The organism is Streptomyces sp. NPDC059452, from assembly GCF_042750035.1.
Classification (GTDB): domain Bacteria; phylum Actinomycetota; class Actinomycetes; order Streptomycetales; family Streptomycetaceae; genus Streptomyces.
Genome location: NZ_JBHYVE010000002.1, coordinates 240,178 through 254,673 on the forward strand (window position 1 = coordinate 240,178; position 14,496 = coordinate 254,673).

General features: G+C 69.0%; 14 protein-coding genes. 8 read left to right on the forward strand and 6 right to left on the reverse strand.

Annotation, left to right across the window (positions count from 1 at the left end; genetic code table 11):
* Window positions 1-154: 154 nt before the first annotated feature.
* Window positions 155-736, forward strand: coding sequence for a DUF4245 domain-containing protein (locus ACFW9Z_RS04060; RefSeq protein WP_384633994.1), 582 nt, complete (start codon window positions 155-157; stop codon window positions 734-736).
* Between the two features lie 115 nt (window positions 737-851).
* Here ACFW9Z_RS04060 and ACFW9Z_RS04065 read toward each other — a convergent pair whose 3' ends face one another.
* The 4 genes from ACFW9Z_RS04065 to ACFW9Z_RS04080 all read right to left on the reverse strand — a co-directional run bounded on the left by ACFW9Z_RS04065 (window position 852) and on the right by ACFW9Z_RS04080 (window position 4,852).
* Window positions 852-1,442: a malonic semialdehyde reductase gene (locus ACFW9Z_RS04065; RefSeq protein ID WP_384633996.1), complete on the reverse strand. Its 591-nt coding sequence runs from the start codon at window positions 1,440-1,442 to the stop codon at window positions 852-854.
* 140 nt (window positions 1,443-1,582) lie between these two features.
* Complete coding sequence (locus ACFW9Z_RS04070) at window positions 1,583-1,840, reverse strand: exodeoxyribonuclease VII small subunit (RefSeq protein ID WP_384633999.1); 258 nt, start codon at window positions 1,838-1,840, stop codon at window positions 1,583-1,585.
* A gap of 83 nt (window positions 1,841-1,923) precedes the next feature.
* The gene (xseA, locus tag ACFW9Z_RS04075; protein ID WP_384634002.1) at window positions 1,924-3,213 is read right to left on the reverse strand and encodes an exodeoxyribonuclease VII large subunit; all 1,290 of its coding nucleotides are present in this window, start codon (window positions 3,211-3,213) and stop codon (window positions 1,924-1,926) included.
* Between the two features lie 214 nt (window positions 3,214-3,427).
* Entirely contained in the window at window positions 3,428-4,852 is a 1,425-nt protein-coding gene (locus ACFW9Z_RS04080) for an APC family permease (RefSeq protein ID WP_384634005.1), read from the reverse strand.
* 100 nt (window positions 4,853-4,952) lie between these two features.
* Here ACFW9Z_RS04080 and ACFW9Z_RS04085 point away from each other — a divergent pair, with 100 nt between their 5' ends.
* Both ACFW9Z_RS04085 and ppgK read left to right on the forward strand, forming a co-directional pair.
* Entirely contained in the window at window positions 4,953-5,942 is a 990-nt protein-coding gene (locus ACFW9Z_RS04085) for a 4-hydroxy-3-methylbut-2-enyl diphosphate reductase (RefSeq protein ID WP_384634008.1), read from the forward strand.
* 47 nt (window positions 5,943-5,989) lie between these two features.
* Window positions 5,990-6,724 carry a polyphosphate--glucose phosphotransferase gene (ppgK, locus tag ACFW9Z_RS04090; protein WP_384634011.1) on the forward strand — a complete coding sequence of 245 codons (735 nt, stop codon included), beginning with the start codon at window positions 5,990-5,992 and terminating at the stop codon, window positions 6,722-6,724.
* Window positions 6,725-6,753: 29 nt separating this feature from the next.
* Here the strand turns inward: ppgK and ACFW9Z_RS04095 are convergent, their stop codons facing one another.
* A complete protein-coding gene (locus ACFW9Z_RS04095; RefSeq protein WP_384634606.1) occupies window positions 6,754-7,314 on the reverse strand; it encodes a DUF6542 domain-containing protein in 561 nt (186 codons plus the stop codon).
* A gap of 424 nt (window positions 7,315-7,738) precedes the next feature.
* Between ACFW9Z_RS04095 and ychF the strand changes: the two genes are divergently transcribed.
* From ychF to ACFW9Z_RS04120, 5 genes are all read left to right on the forward strand, one after another.
* Window positions 7,739-8,827: a redox-regulated ATPase YchF gene (ychF, locus tag ACFW9Z_RS04100; RefSeq protein WP_084749005.1), complete on the forward strand. Its 1,089-nt coding sequence runs from the start codon at window positions 7,739-7,741 to the stop codon at window positions 8,825-8,827.
* A 198-nt stretch (window positions 8,828-9,025) separates the two neighbouring features.
* Complete coding sequence (locus ACFW9Z_RS04105) at window positions 9,026-9,307, forward strand: type II toxin-antitoxin system Phd/YefM family antitoxin (RefSeq protein WP_053623546.1); 282 nt, start codon at window positions 9,026-9,028, stop codon at window positions 9,305-9,307.
* The gene (locus ACFW9Z_RS04110; RefSeq protein WP_384634015.1) at window positions 9,304-9,558 is read left to right on the forward strand and encodes a Txe/YoeB family addiction module toxin; all 255 of its coding nucleotides are present in this window, start codon (window positions 9,304-9,306) and stop codon (window positions 9,556-9,558) included. The genes ACFW9Z_RS04105 and ACFW9Z_RS04110 overlap by 4 nt, the downstream gene beginning before the upstream one ends.
* A gap of 140 nt (window positions 9,559-9,698) precedes the next feature.
* The gene (locus ACFW9Z_RS04115) at window positions 9,699-10,715 is read left to right on the forward strand and encodes a hypothetical protein (protein WP_384634018.1); all 1,017 of its coding nucleotides are present in this window, start codon (window positions 9,699-9,701) and stop codon (window positions 10,713-10,715) included.
* 564 nt (window positions 10,716-11,279) lie between these two features.
* Window positions 11,280-13,211 (forward strand): serine hydrolase domain-containing protein, encoded by a 1,932-nt coding sequence (locus ACFW9Z_RS04120; protein ID WP_384634021.1) that lies wholly within the window; start codon window positions 11,280-11,282, stop codon window positions 13,209-13,211.
* An 87-nt stretch (window positions 13,212-13,298) separates the two neighbouring features.
* On the opposite strand, the gene sbnB is transcribed toward ACFW9Z_RS04120, so the two are convergent.
* Window positions 13,299-14,306 carry a 2,3-diaminopropionate biosynthesis protein SbnB gene (gene sbnB, locus ACFW9Z_RS04125; protein ID WP_384634024.1) on the reverse strand — a complete coding sequence of 336 codons (1,008 nt, stop codon included), beginning with the start codon at window positions 14,304-14,306 and terminating at the stop codon, window positions 13,299-13,301.
* Between the last annotated feature and the right edge of the window lie 190 nt (window positions 14,307-14,496).

The following is a 14,496-nucleotide window of genomic DNA, read 5'->3' on the forward strand; positions in this document are numbered from 1 at the left end:
GATATGAGGGTGCTGTGACTCTATCGGTAGGTCGATAAAATGAGCAGTGCGGGTCACGCATGAGCGCCCCGGTCCGTGCTGTCCCCGCCACCCACCGTCAGCACCCGTCGGACGCCCGGACCCTGCGCCGGGACGTACGAGGCCGCGTGCCACCATGGACCCCGTGGCAAGCAAGCGAGGCAAGCAGACGGTCAGGAACATGTTCCTGTCGACCTTGGTGACCGCCGCCTGCGCGGGCGTCATCTACATCTTCATCCCGCACGACGAGAACGCCGACCCGATCAAGGCCGTCGACTTCTCCGTGGAACTGGCCACGGTGCGCATCGCGGCCCCCTACCCGGTCGCCGCGCCGGAGGGCCTGCCGGAGAAGTGGCGGCCGACCTCCGTGACGTACGACGCCGCCGCGGGCAAGGCCTGGCACCTCGGCTTCCTCGACCCGGACCGCAAGTACGTCGCGGTCGAGCAGTCCACCGCCGACGCGCGCACCTACGTCCCCCAGGTCAGCCAGAAGGCCAAGGACACCGGGACCACCGAGACGGTGGCGGGCCGGGAGTGGCAGTACTGGGAGGGCGAGAAGTACGACGCCCTCGTGCTGGTGGAGAAGGGGCACACGACCGTCGTGACGGGCTCGGCGCCCAAGGCGCGGCTGGTGGAGATGGCCGAGGCGCTGAAGACGGAGCCGGTCGGGGGAGCGGCAGCGCAGTCGCCGTCGCCGTCGGCTTCTCCTTCTTCCTGAGGGGTCTTCGCCGTTCTTCCGTACGTACGTGAAGGGGCCCCGGAACACCAGGTGTTCCGGGGCCCCTTCACGTAGCCATTCAGGCAGTGGCTCAGGCAGTGGCTCAGGCAGTGGCTCAGACGGTGGTGACGACCTCGTCGTAGGAGAGGCGCGGGCTGCGCGGGAACCAGGCGTCCTCGCCCGGCTTGCCGATGTTGACGACCATCAGCGGGGTGTGGTCGCCGTCCAGGAACTCCTTCTGGATACCGGCGGCGTCGTAACCGGTCATCGGTCCGGCGGCCAGGCCGGCGGCGCGGACGCCGATGATGAAGTACGCGGCCTGGAGCGCGGCGTTCAGACCGGCGGCCGACTCGCGGACCGGGCGCTCGGTGAAGAACAGGTCCTTGGCCTGGGGGAAGTGCGGCAGCAGCGCCGGGAGCTCCTCGTGGAACTCGTTGTCGGCGGCCAGGATCGCGACCAGCGGGGCGGTGGCGGTCTTCGGGCGGTTGCCCTCGGCCATGTGCTGGACCAGGCGCTCGCGGCCCTCGGCGGAGCGGACCAGCACGACGCGCAGCGGCGACTGGTTGAAGGCGGTCGGGCCGAACTTGACCAGGTCGTAGATCGCCTGGACCTGCTCGTCGGTCACCGGCTCGTCGGTGAAGGCGTTGGCGGTGCGGGCCTCACGGAAGAGGAGGTCCTGGGCGGCGGGGTCGAGAACGAGAGACATCTGAGGGCAGACCTTCCGGACGGGCGTGGGGGAACGATGCATCGACCGTAACGGAGAGGTAGGTTAACTTTCAACTAAAAGCGGAGTGGGGTGATCCACTCCACATGCTCCGCACCGGACTCCGCACCCCCTTCGGGTGATCAGCCGTCGGCGGCGGGCCTCCCGCCGGGCTCGTCCTGCGGACGGGCCAGCGCCGCGTCCAGGCGGGCCCGGGCGCCCTCCAGCCAGTGGCGGCAGATCTTGGCCAGCTCCTCGCCCCGCTCCCACAGGGCCAGCGACTCCTCCAGCGTCGTGCCGCCCGCCTCCAGTCGGCGTACGACCTCGATCAGCTCGTCGCGCGCCTGCTCGTACCCGAGCGTGCTCGTCGCGGCAGCCGCCGCCGTACCGTCGTCCGTCATGTGATCCACCCTTTGGTCCGCCTTTGAATGTGAGCTGCCAGGTCATCGTGGGGCATGGACCGGTGAGCCGCCGGTCCGCAGACTCACCCGTCCCCGTCCCCGTCCCCGTCCCCGTCCCCGTCCCCGTCCCCGTCCCTGTCCCTGTCCCCGGCCCCGGCCCTGTCCCCGTCCACCCGCACGGTGAACTCGCCCTCCGACACCCGGGCCCGCAGCGGCTCCCCGGGCGCCCCGGCCTCGTCGGGGGAGCGCACCACATGGCCGTCCGGCCGCTGGAGCACCGCGTACCCCCGCTCCAGCGTGGCGGCGGGCGACAGCGAGACGACCCGGGCCCGGGTGTGCGCGAGCTCCGAATCGGCCCGGTCCAGGAGGTGGCCCAGCACCCGGCGGCTCCGCCCGACGAGCGCGTCGACCTCCGCCGTCCGCTCGTCCACCAGCCGCTGGGGGTGCTCCATCGCGGGGCGGCCCAGCGCGTGCGCGAGCCCCCGCTCCTCGCGGTCCAGGATGCCCCGTACGGTCCGCAGGGCCCGGTCGCGGAGCTGCTGCACCCTCTCCAGCTCCTCGCCCACGTCCGGTACGACCTTCTTGGCCGCGTCCGTGGGGGTGGAGGCGCGCAGGTCGGCCACCAGGTCCAGCAGCGGGGAGTCCGGTTCGTGGCCGATCGCGGAGACCACCGGCGTACGGCAGCCCGCCACGGCCCGGATCAGCTGCTCGTCGGAGAACGGCAGCAGGTCCTCCACACTGCCGCCGCCCCGGGCCACGACGATCACGTCCACCTCGGGCAGCGCGTCCAGCTCCTCGACGGCCTGGACCACCTGGGCGACCGCGTTCACCCCCTGCACGGCGGTGTTGCGGACCTCGAAGCGCACGGCGGGCCAGCGGCGGCGGGCGTTCTCCAGGACATCGCGCTCGGCGGCGGAGGCCCGCCCGCAGACCAGCCCGATGAGCTGGGGCAGGAAGGGGAGCGGCTTCTTCCGGTCCAGCGCGAAGAGCCCTTCGGCGGCGAGCGACTTCTTCAGCTGCTCCAGCCGCACCAGCAGCTCACCGATGCCGACCGGCCGTATGTCGGTGGCCCGGAGCGACAGCTGCCCCCGGGGCGCGTACCACTCGGGCTTGGCGAGGACGACGACCCGCGCGCCCTCCGTCACCACGTCGGCGATCCGGTCGAAGACCTGCCGGAAACAGGTCACGCTCACCGAGATGTCGTGCGAGGGGTCGCGCAGGGTCAGGAAGACGACCCCGGCACCCGGCCGCCGCGAGAGCTGGGTGATCTGCCCCTCCACCCAGATGGCACCGAGCCGGTCGATCCACCCTCCGATCAGACGCGACACCTCACCGACGGGCAGCGGCGCTTCCGCGGACGTGTTGAGAGCCATGCGCCCGAGCGTATCGGGACGCACTGACAGCGGAGGCGGTCCGCGAAGGAATCAGGAGCTGTTCGCCGGAGCCCTCCCTCAGCATCGGGCACCCGTCAGCGCCAGGTGCCCCTCAGCGCACACCCGGAACACCCAGACCGGCCCCCTCAGTGCCCGCCCGGAACACCCAGACCGGCCCCCTCAGTGCCCACCCGGAACACCCAGACCGGCCCCCTCAGCGCCCGGCCCCGCTTCCCCGCCCGCTTCCCACCCCGCGCCCGCCCGCCCCCTGCACCGCGAGCACCACGAACCCCACCCCCAGCCAGCACAGCCCCACCACCTGGGCGCTCGTCGTCGCCTCCAGGATGACCGCGATCAGCGCCCCCGCACCCACCACCGGAACGAGCACGTGCTTCCACCAGACGGGCGGCCCGGCCATCCGGCGTACGGTGAACCAGCCGACCACCGACGCGTGCAGCAGCACGAACGCGGTCAGCGCCCCGATGTTCACGACCGACACCAGATGGTCGAGGCCGTCGTCGCGCCGGGCCGCCCACACCGCCGCCACCAGCGTCACGACCGCCGCGCCCAGGATCGCGAGCCGCGGCACGCCCGACTTCGGGTCGACCCTGGCCAGGAACGGCGGCAGCCGCCGCTCCCGGGCCATGGCGAAGACCAGCCGCCCGGCGGCGGCCTGCCCCGCCAGCGCCGCGAACGCCGCACCGATCGCCTTGCTGACCGCCACCAGATCGTGCAGCCAGGTCCCGACCGAGGCATCGACCGCGTCGTAGAACGCCGACCCCTGGGCCGCCGGATCGGCCTTCAGCTCCGCCGAGCTCATCGGTTCCAGGAGCGCCGCCAGATAGGTCTGGGCGACGAACAGCACCCCCGCGAGCACCAGGCAGAACAGCACCGCCCGCGCCACCTTCTGCGACCCGCCCGTCACCTCCTCGGCGAACGAGGCGATGGCGTCGAACCCCAGATACGACAGCACGGCCACCGAGACCGCGCCCAGCACCGCCGCCACGGAGAACGCCGTGTCCCCGGTGAGCGGCGTCAGCCACCCGCGCTGCGCCCCGTCCCGTACGAGGACGACCACGGCCGACACCACGAAGACCAGCAGCACCACGATTTCCATGGCCAGCACGGCGAACCCGACCCGGGCGGCAGCCCGTACGCCCCACAGATTGAGCAGCGTGGTGATCAGCACGGCGAGCGCGGTCCACACCCACCGCGACACCTCCGGGACCAGGGCGTTCATCGCGATCCCGGAGAAGAGATAGGCGACGGCCGGGATCAGCAGGTAGTCGAGCATCGCCATCCACCCCGCGACGAACCCGGGCCCTTCCCCGAGCCCCTTGCGGGCATACGTGAAGACCGACCCCGCGAAGGGGGCGACCCGCACCATCTGGGCGTAACTGAAGGCGGTGAAGCCCATGACGACGGTGGCCACGATGTAAACGAGGGCGACGGAGCCGCCGGACCGGGCGTCCAGGGTGCCGAAGATGCCGACGGGGGCCATCGGGGCGATGAACAGCAGCCCGTAGACGACGAGATCCCGGAACCCGAGAGCCCGCCGCAGCTTGCCCGGCTCGACACTGCTGCCGCTGCCGCCTGCGGACCCCGTACCGCTCCCCCCGCTCCCCGAGACCGACGTCATGCACCCTCCATCGTCACTGTCCGGCACAGCTCGTTCCCGTACGTATCGCGATCAGTCTCCCGACCCGTCCGTCACCGCGCCTGTTCGGTACGGCCTTACGATGGGACGCATGACTGCAACGCCTGCCCGTCGTGTCCTGCTCGCCGCTCCCCGTGGCTACTGCGCGGGCGTGGACCGTGCCGTGATCGCCGTCGAGAAGGCCCTGGAGCAGTACGGGGCCCCGATCTACGTCCGCCACGAGATCGTGCACAACAAGTACGTCGTGCAGACCCTGGAGAAGAAGGGCGCGATCTTCGTGGACGTCACCGCGGAGGTCCCCGAGGGCTCCATCGTGATGTTCTCCGCCCACGGAGTGGCGCCCACCGTCCACGCGGAGGCCGCCGAGCGCAAGCTCGCGACCATCGACGCGACCTGCCCGCTGGTCACCAAGGTCCACAAGGAAGCCATCCGGTACGCCAAGGAGGACTACGACATCCTCCTGATCGGCCACGAGGGCCACGAAGAGGTCATCGGCACCTCCGGAGAGGCCCCCGACCACATCACGCTGGTCGACGGCCCCGAGGATGTGGCGAACGTCGAGGTCCGCGACGAGTCGAAGGTCGTCTGGCTCTCCCAGACCACCCTCTCCGTCGACGAGACGATGGAGACGGTGGGCGCGCTCAAGTCGAAGTTCCCGAACCTCCTCTCGCCGCCCAGCGACGACATCTGCTACGCCACGCAGAACCGCCAGATCGCGGTGAAGAAGCTGGCCGAGGACGCCGAGCTGGTCATCGTGGTCGGCTCGAAGAACTCCTCGAACTCCATCCGCATGGTCGAGGTCGCCCTCGACGCCGGAGCCGCCGCCGCGTACCTGGTCGACTTCGCGAGCGAGATCGACGAGGCGTGGCTGGAGGGCGTGACGACGGTCGGCCTGACCTCCGGGGCCTCGGTCCCCGACGTCCTGGTCGACGGGGTCCTGGAGTGGCTCGCGGAGCGCGGTTACGAGGACGTGGAGACGGTCAAGACGGCCGACGAGTCCATCACCTTCTCCCTTCCCAAGGAGCTCCGCCGCGACCTGCGGGCCGAGGCCGCCGCCCTTTCCGCCGAGTAGGCCGAGTAAGCAGGGCACAGGCCCCGGCCTGCCCGTACGGTGTTTCCATGGAGATCTTCGGCGTGGACATCGGCGGTTCAGGGATCAAGGGCGCTCCCGTGGACCTGGACCGCGGAGACCTGGCGCAGGAGCGCCACAAAGTACTGACCCCCCAGCCGGCCACGCCTCAGGGCGTGGCCGACTGCGTGGCGGAGGTCGTCGGCCACTTCGACTGGTCGGGCCCCATCGGGATCACGTTCCCGGGGGTCGTCACGGACGGCGTCACGCGGACGGCGGCCAATGTCGACAAGGGCTGGATCGACACCGACGCCCGCGCCCTGCTGGGCGAGCGGGTCGGGCAGCCCGTCACGATCCTGAACGACGCGGACGCGGCCGGAATCGCGGAGATGACGTTCGGCGCGGGCCGGGGCCGCAAGGGCACGGTGATCATGCTGACGTTCGGTACGGGCATCGGCAGCGCGCTCTTCGTCGACGGCCGCCTCGTCCCCAACACGGAGCTGGGCCACCTGGAGCTGCACGGCCACGACGCGGAGAAGCGCGCCTCCACGAAGGCCAAGGAGGACGAGGACCTCAGCTGGCAGCACTGGGCGCACCGGGTGCAGAAGTACCTGTTGCACGTGGAGATGCTGTTCTCGCCCGAGCTGTTCATCGTGGGCGGCGGGGTGAGCCGCAAGGCGGAGAAGTTCCTGCCGCTGATCGAGAAGGTCCGCGCGGAGATCGTCCCGGCGGAGCTCCAGAACAACGCGGGGATCGTGGGCGCGGCGATGGCGGCGGGCAAGTAGCGGGCTTTCCCACCTACCCACCCACCCACCTACCTAGCGGCCCGCGAGCGGTCGGCGCGGACGGGCTGTGGCTGCGCACCCGCCCCGGCGACCTTCTTCGGCGCCCGGGGCGAGGGCCGGCCCTTCTCGGCTCCCGTACGCCCCTGGACCTGTGGATACCGCCGCCGGGCCCGCATATGCCGGACCTTGCGTACGGAGGCGATGAGCCCCGCGATCAGCGTGCCCCCGTACAGCCAGCCGGCGTGCACGGCGAGGGCGGTGACCAGGGCCATCGTCTGACCGCCGAAGCCGTCGGACCCGCCGGAGATCGGGAAGACCCCGACGGCGAAGGCGATGGGCACACTGATCGGCGCGGTGACCAGGTCGGCGGGCCGGACCCAGAGGGCGGTGAGCGCGCTGACCGGCAGGAAGAGCAGCCCGTAGACGATCTCGGAGCTGTCGAACAGCAGCCGGTCCAGACAGGCGAGCACGAACATGGTGAGGGAGGCGAACAGCCCGGCCCCGATCCCGGTGAGTCGCGGGTTGGGGAACCGCCGCAGGGCGAGCAGCACGGGCGGAACGGCACGCACCCGCCCTCCGGCCGTCCCCATCGCCCGGTAGACGGTGGAACTCTCACCGAGGGCGCCCTGAGCGGGCGCGACGGCAGGGGCGGGCGACGGCCTGCGCTGCGGGGGACGTGTCCTGGGCTGCTCCACGGGGACAACGTAGGTCGCGGGGCGGGAGGAATCAGGCGTTGGACACGCGCTTTGGGTGACCTTGGCGTTGCGTTCGATGTCACAGGGCCGAAAGCGAACCTGTTCGGCGGTATACGTACGGCGGCGAGGCGTACGCAACGGGAGGAGCCCCCCACGTACACCGCACGCCCCACGTTCTCTGTCCCATGACCGGACCCGTGCGGGGCCGGGCGCCCCCGCCCGTAAACTGGAGAATCGGTCCACTCCGGGACCCGGCCCGAACAGCCGAGCCGGCCCCGGCGCCCCTTCGCTCCCCTCCTCACTCCAGGAAGTCGCCAAAGTGTCGCTCACGATCGGAATCGTCGGTCTGCCGAATGTCGGCAAGTCGACCCTGTTCAACGCCCTGACCAAGAACGACGTGCTGGCGGCCAACTACCCGTTCGCCACGATCGAGCCGAACGTCGGCGTCGTCGGCGTCCCGGACCCGCGCCTGAACAAGCTCGCGGAGATCTTCAACAGCCAGAAGCTCCTGCCCGCGACGGTGGACTTCGTCGACATCGCCGGCATCGTGCGGGGCGCGTCGGAGGGTGAGGGCCTGGGCAACAAGTTCCTGGCGAACATCCGCGAGTCGGACGCGATCTGCCAGGTCATCCGCGCCTTCAAGGACGAGAACGTCGTCCACGTCGACGGCAAGGTCTCGCCCAAGGACGACATCGAGACGATCAACACCGAGCTGATCCTCGCCGACCTCCAGTCCGTCGAGAAGGCGATCCCGCGCCTGACGAAGGAGTCCCGCCTCCAGAAGGAGAAGGTCGCGGTGCTCGCCGCGGTCGAGGACGCGCAGAAGATCCTGGAGTCCGGCCAGACCCTCTTCTCGGCGGGCATCACGGCCGCCACGGAGAAGGGCAAGCTCCTCCACGAGCTGCACCTGCTCACCACGAAGCCCTTCCTCTACGTCTTCAACGTCGACGAGGACGAGCTGGTCGACGAGGACTTCAAGAACGAACAGCGCGCCCTGGTCGCCCCCGCCGAGGCGATCTTCCTCAACGCCAAGATCGAGTCCGAGCTGATCGAGCTCGACGACGACGAGGCCCTGGAACTCCTCCAGTCCATGGGCCAGGACGAGCCCGGCCTCGCCACCCTCGGCCGCGTCGGCTTCGACACCCTGGGCCTCCAGACCTACCTCACGGCAGGCCCGAAGGAAGCCCGCGCCTGGACCATCAAGAAGGGCGCCACGGCCCCGGAGGCGGCCGGTGTGATCCACACCGACTTCCAGAAGGGCTTCATCAAGGCGGAGATCATCTCCTTCGACGACCTGGTCGAAACGGGCTCGGTCGCCGAGGCCCGCGCCAAGGGCAAGGCGCGCATGGAGGGCAAGGAGTATGTGATGCAGGACGGGGACGTGGTGGAGTTCCGCTTCAACGTGTGAGCGGATGAAATAACACCACGTCGTTGACGTGGCAAACATGCAGGTCAGATGGGGTCCACCTCTCCGAAGGTGGGCCCCTGGCCTTTCCCTGTGCTGGATGGGTGCCGGATCAGCTGAGGTGCCATCAGTCGGTTCCTCTCTCAGATGACACCAGGAGTGGTACGTTATTGAGTACCACTTGATGGGAGGGTTGACGTCATGTCCATCACTGCGAGTGAAGCGCGCAAGGAACTGTTTCCGTTGATCAAAAAGGTCAACGAGAATCATGAGGCCATCGAGATCGTCTCCAAGCACGGTAACGCGGTGCTTGTCTCGGCCGAGGACTACATGGCGCTGCGCGAGGGCTCCTACCTGCTGCGCTCGCCAGCGAACGCCCGGCGGTTGCTCAAGGCGTACGAGAACGCCCTGTCGCACATCAATGTGTCGGAGCGTGAGCTGATCGATCCCGAGTCACCGGACGCAGGTGCGGGTGCCGCGTGAGGCTCGTCTTCGAGGATCAAGGCTGGGAGGACTACACGTCCTGGCTCAAGAACGACCGTAAGATGCTCGCCCGGATCAACAAGCTCATCGAAGATGTCAGGCGTGACCCCTTCGTGGGCATCGGCAAACCGGAGCCGCTGAAGTATCACCTGCCTGGGGCCTGGTCGCGGCGGATCGACGAAGAGCACCGCCTCGTCTATCTGGTGACGGACAATGAGGTCGTCATCCTCGCCGCCCGGTATCACTACTGATCGGGGAGTGTCCGGCGTGCTGGGGCGATGGTCTACTTTAACTTCGGTTTTCGCAGGTGGGATCTCTGTGTTCGGCGTTCAGCTCTGCCGCAGCTGGGTTTCGGTTCAACCTTTCGTGTGGCGAAGTAGGGAGTCGCTGAATGGCTGATGTTACCTTCCTTAGTCAGGCCGAACCAGTCGATGAGTACGGTCGTGCTCTTTATGCGGTATCGCGATCAATTCTTAGGGCTCATTTTGATGAATTGTCGCAAGCAGACCTTGAAGACCTCAATTGCGATCGGGTTGAGGTCACGTTTCGACAGCTCGCTAAACTCGCTCGCCTGCACCGCGACAAGGGATCGCGTGGGGATGGGTTTGAGTGGGCCGTTCACGAGGCGATTGTCGGCGGCGAACCACGCGTTACCGATCTGGTCAGCGAAGCGCTCAGGAAGGTGAGCCCTAGGGCTTTCGCTGACTTGGACAGGCCTACGTCTCTGATGTTCGGGCACGAGCGTGCGCGCCATCTCGGATTCACCGAGGCCGTCGTCAACAACGCGAGTGGTGATGCGGTGTTGTTGCCTGACGGGTCAGGTCGGCCGTTCGCATTTGGATCCTGGGTGCCGATCGCTGCTCGCGGTGTCGCCGCCGAACCTGATCTGCGGGAACGGATCAAGAAGGTATGGAAGACCGACCTGTTCCTGAGCAGTACGGAGAAGGCGCGGTTTGCCGCCGCGACTATCAAAAGTAATTGGCATCAACTCGAAGACGGTAATGGACTCCGAGTGGCCATTGTTCCACAGGCCCTGGATCTTTCGGCGGGATATCGGAGGTGGAACAGTCTGCATCTGATTGCGCTGCCAGATCCCGACGGCTTCATGGGATTGTTTAACGACGCGTATGAAGCAGTTGCTGAAGCGATTCTGACGGTTGGCAGACATGATCGTGCGCCCTATTATTACAAGCCGAGCGCGAAGGCCCAGAAAATCCAGGCGCAACTGGAGATGTATGGGAAGGTGAAGGTGGTCGATATACTTGACGCCCTAAACGAAGCAGCGCAGCAGAATCTGATTACTGTCGACCGCAAGCTCATGTCGGTGGAAGCTCCGACATGGCTCAATATTAATGAAAAGCGCACGCCCGTCATCGCGCCAAGGCCGGCATTCGAGAAGCTTGACTGACCTCGGGGGTGGCAAAGGTATGTCCGGTCGATGGTCTCGAAGTTGATTCTGACCCCATCCAGTAGCGCGTCGGTCGGACCTTTGTTCGCAGGAGGCTGAACCTCCTGCGTCGCGAGGGATATCCGCCAGCTGGGGACATGCTCACGCTCGGAAGACGGTCCGGGGACCCACTTGCCAGCTACCAACGTCTCCCTCAGGGCGCCTTCGATCGGGTGGCGGTTGCAGATTCCGTGTCGCGATCGCGAGTGCTGGATGTGCTGGTTGACCTTTCCCTGCGCTGGACGGGTGCCGGATATTCTGATGTGGGGTCAGCGGCGATGTGTACATAAAGGGAGCCCTCGATGCCCGGCTGGGCGGCGGGCTCGGGGCGGTACGGGGCGGGGACGGTGGTGCCGCCCCGTCTTCCGGCCGTGCGGCGGGAGAGGTTCGGCTCGGCCGAAGGCTTCTTGGTGCCGGGCGTGCGGTCATGGGGGTTCCCTCCCCGGTGTCGTGGTGTACCTAGGTCCCCCATGGACGCCACCCAGGGCCATGGGCCGGGGCGCTTCCGCGGGATTGACTGGTTGCATGACGAATCGACAGCGTCCGCGCCGCCTCCTCCTCGCGTTTCAGGTACTCCTGCTGACCGTGCTCATGGTGCTCGGCGGCGGGGCGGCGCAGGCCGCCGGGCCGGGGCGCGATGCTGGTCTTCGTCCGCAGGCCCCGAGCGGCTCCCTGTCGGGGGCGCTCGACGCTCTCGTACGGGAGCAGCTCGCCGACCACCGCATCCCGGGCGCGGCCGTCGTGGTCGTCCAGGGCGGGCGGCAGGTCTTCGCGAAGGGGTACGGGCTCGCGGACGTCGGCGCCGGGACGCCCGTCGATCCGGAGCGCACCGGGTTCTTCCTGGCCTCCGACGCCAAGCTGTTCACCGCCGTCGCGGTGCTCCAGCAGGTCGAGAGGGGCCGGCTCGACCTGGGTGCCGACGTCAACCGCTACCTGAAGTCCTTCCAGGTCGCCGACACCTTTCCGGGGCGACCCGTGACCGTACGGGATCTCCTGACCCACACGGCGGGCTTCGACAACAACATCATCGGGCGGGCCACCGTGCGCCCCGAGGACGTGCGCCCGCTCGGTGAGAGCCTCGCCGAGCACCAGCCCCGCCGGGTGCGCCCGCCGGGCACGGTCGCCAGCTACGACAACTATGGTGTGGCGCTCGCCGGTCATCTGGTGGAGACCGTCACGGGCACCCCGTTCGCCCAGTACGTGGACCGGTCGATCCTTCGGCCCCTCGGCATGCGGTCCACCAGCTTCGCCCAGCCCCACCCCCCGGCCCTCGAAGCACGGCTCGCACACGGCCACCGGCCCTCCGGCGGAAGGCAGTTGGTGGAGAACGGGCAGTACGGCGACTGGAGTCCGACCGGTGCGGGTGCCGTCAGTACGGCCGGTGACATGGGACGGTTGTTGCGCGCCCTGCTCGACGATGGTGGTCCCGTGCTCACCCCGAAGTCCCGATCCGCCCTGATCAAGCGGCAGTTCGGCAACGACCCGCGGCTCCCCGGCCTCGGCTACATCCTGGAGGAGCGGGTCCGCAGCGGGCAGCGGATGCTGGTCAAGGAGGGCGATCTCCCCGGTTTCCACGGCAACTTGGCGCTGCTGCCGAAGCGCGGGGTGGGCGTGTACGTCGTCTACAACGGCGATGGCCAGGGCACCAGCGCCACCTGGGCGGGGCAGGAAGTGGTGGACCTGGTCGCCGATCACTTCGGCACCGCCCGGTCCGTGGAGCAGTCCGCGTCGTACGCCGACGTCTCCCCGTACGCAGGTGACTACCGCTCCACGCGCACCAGTTCCTCCGAGCTGACCCGGATCGGCGCCCTGACCGGTTCGGTCCGGGTGGACGCCGGGGACGACGCCACCCTGACCACGACGGGCCCGCTGACGCGTGACCCCTCCACCGTCGTACGGCACTGGGTGCAGCTGAGCCCGGGGCTCTTCCAGGAGAAGGGTGGCCAGGACCGCATCGCCTTCCGGGACGGGCGGCTCGTCGTCGCCTCGGACGCCTCCGCCGCGTACGAACGACTGCCCTGGTACCAGTCGCCCACCCTGCACCAGCAGGCGCTCCTGGCCAGCCTGGCCTTCCTCGCGCTGACCGTGCTGGCCCTGCCGGTGCTGGCCCTGGTGCGCCGCCGTTCGCCGGGCTCGCCGGGAGGTGCGCGCGCCGCCCGGCTGCTGCTCTGGACGACGGGGGCCCTGATCACCGCCGCCACGGTGTGCTTCCTGCTCCTGTTCGCCGACCCCGACGCCCTCAACCGCACGGTGATGGTGGGTGATTCGGTGCTACTGGAGGTCGTGCCGACGCTGATCGCCATCGCGCTCGCCACCACGTGCGCCATGGTGCTGTGCGCGGGGCTCGCCTGGCGCCGGCGCTGGTGGCAGCTGTCCGGCCGGGTGCACTACACGTGCAGCACCCTGGCCGCGCTGGTCTTCCTCGGGGTGTGCTCCGCCTATCGGTTGATCGGTTAGCGGGCGTGCGCGAGGGCCCGGACGGGGAGCAGTCCCGTCCGGGCCCTCTGCGAGGTGTCGCGGCGTGGGCGACCGGGGCGTACGGCCCTACCAGCGCGTGGTCTCCCCGAAGAAGTCCGCTATCTCCACCGCCTCGCCCGACTCCCGCGCCGCGTGGAACACGTGCAGGCCGACCGCGAGGTCCAGGACGCCGAGCCCGAACGGGGAGAAGATCACCGGCTTGTCGTCCCCGGTGGTCACCTCGCCCTTGATGAACTGGGCGAGCGTGCCGGTGATGAAGTGCCGACCCCCGTACTTCTGCTCCGCGAGGTGCGGAGAGGTGTTGGCCTTCAGGCAGTGGTCGACGTCGTCGAGGATGTTGTACGAGCCCTCGATCAGCTCGGGGCCGATGTCCCGCAGCGAGATGTTGAGGACCACCTGACCGGGGGCGAAGGCGCCCGGGTCCACGATGTACGGCTCGGCGGCCGTGGTCGCGAGGACCACCACGTCGGCGCCCGCGAGCGCCGAGGCGAGGTCGGGGTCGGTGGTGGCCGGGTAGCCCAGGGCGTCGGTGGCGTGGGCGGCGAGCGCCGCACCGTACTCCTCGCTCTTGTCGTGCACCGAGAGCGAAGTCACCTGCCAGTCGCGGGACTTGAAGAACTCCAGGATGTTCCGCGCGATGATGCCCGCGCCCACGACGGTCAGCTTGCCCGCCGTGCGGCCACCGGTGAGCTGCTCGGCGGCGAGCACCGCGGAGGCCGCGGTGCGGGCGGCGCTGATCTGCGAGGCCTCCAGGCAGGCGAAGGGGTAGCCCGTCTCGTAGTCGTTGAGCAGCAGGGCCGCCGAGGCGCGCGGGATGCCGCGCTCGATGTTGGCCGGGAAGCTGCTGATCCACTTGATCCCGGAGACGTCGGCCTCGCCGCCGAGGTGGGCGGGGAGCGCGATGATGCGGGCGTCGGGCTTCTCGGGGAAGCGCAGGAAGTAGCTGTCGGGGTTCACGGAGTCGCCCGCCTCGTGGGCGAGGTAGGTGTCCCGGACGACATCGACGATGGCCTGCCGGGAGGAGCCGATGACCGCCCGTGCGGTCTTGCCTCCGATGACGCTGAACTCGTACATGGGGTGCAGTCCTTGGGGTTGTGGTGGAAGTGGGGTGTGGGGGGATGAGGGTGTGTGTGGGATGGGGGGATGGGGGATGAGGTGTGGGGGAGCGGAAACTAGGAACGGGAAGGTGTGCGGTGCGGTGCGGTGTGTGCGGTGCGTGTACCGGGGGCGTACGGGCCGCCCGGCGCGTGCCGGTGCCGAGCGG

What these genes read in the sequence shown, in the direction of transcription:
- ACFW9Z_RS04085 (WP_384634008.1), top strand. Translation starts at nt 4,953, where the DNA reads ATGGGACGCATGACTGCAACGCCTGCCCGTCGTGTCCTGCTCGCCGCT.
- ACFW9Z_RS04095 (WP_384634606.1), bottom strand. Translation starts at nt 7,314, where the DNA reads ATGGGGACGGCCGGAGGGCGGGTGCGTGCCGTTCCGCCCGTGCTGCTC.
- ACFW9Z_RS04080 (WP_384634005.1), bottom strand. Translation starts at nt 4,852, where the DNA reads ATGACGTCGGTCTCGGGGAGCGGGGGGAGCGGTACGGGGTCCGCAGGC.
- ACFW9Z_RS04120 (WP_384634021.1), top strand. Translation starts at nt 11,280, where the DNA reads ATGACGAATCGACAGCGTCCGCGCCGCCTCCTCCTCGCGTTTCAGGTA.
- ACFW9Z_RS04065 (WP_384633996.1), bottom strand. Translation starts at nt 1,442, where the DNA reads ATGTCTCTCGTTCTCGACCCCGCCGCCCAGGACCTCCTCTTCCGTGAG.
- ACFW9Z_RS04115 (WP_384634018.1), top strand. Translation starts at nt 9,699, where the DNA reads ATGGCTGATGTTACCTTCCTTAGTCAGGCCGAACCAGTCGATGAGTAC.
- ppgK (WP_384634011.1), top strand. Translation starts at nt 5,990, where the DNA reads ATGGAGATCTTCGGCGTGGACATCGGCGGTTCAGGGATCAAGGGCGCT.
- ACFW9Z_RS04070 (WP_384633999.1), bottom strand. Translation starts at nt 1,840, where the DNA reads ATGACGGACGACGGTACGGCGGCGGCTGCCGCGACGAGCACGCTCGGG.
- ACFW9Z_RS04060 (WP_384633994.1), top strand. Translation starts at nt 155, where the DNA reads ATGGACCCCGTGGCAAGCAAGCGAGGCAAGCAGACGGTCAGGAACATG.
- ACFW9Z_RS04105 (WP_053623546.1), top strand. Translation starts at nt 9,026, where the DNA reads ATGTCCATCACTGCGAGTGAAGCGCGCAAGGAACTGTTTCCGTTGATC.
- xseA (WP_384634002.1), bottom strand. Translation starts at nt 3,213, where the DNA reads ATGGCTCTCAACACGTCCGCGGAAGCGCCGCTGCCCGTCGGTGAGGTG.
- sbnB (WP_384634024.1), bottom strand. Translation starts at nt 14,306, where the DNA reads ATGTACGAGTTCAGCGTCATCGGAGGCAAGACCGCACGGGCGGTCATC.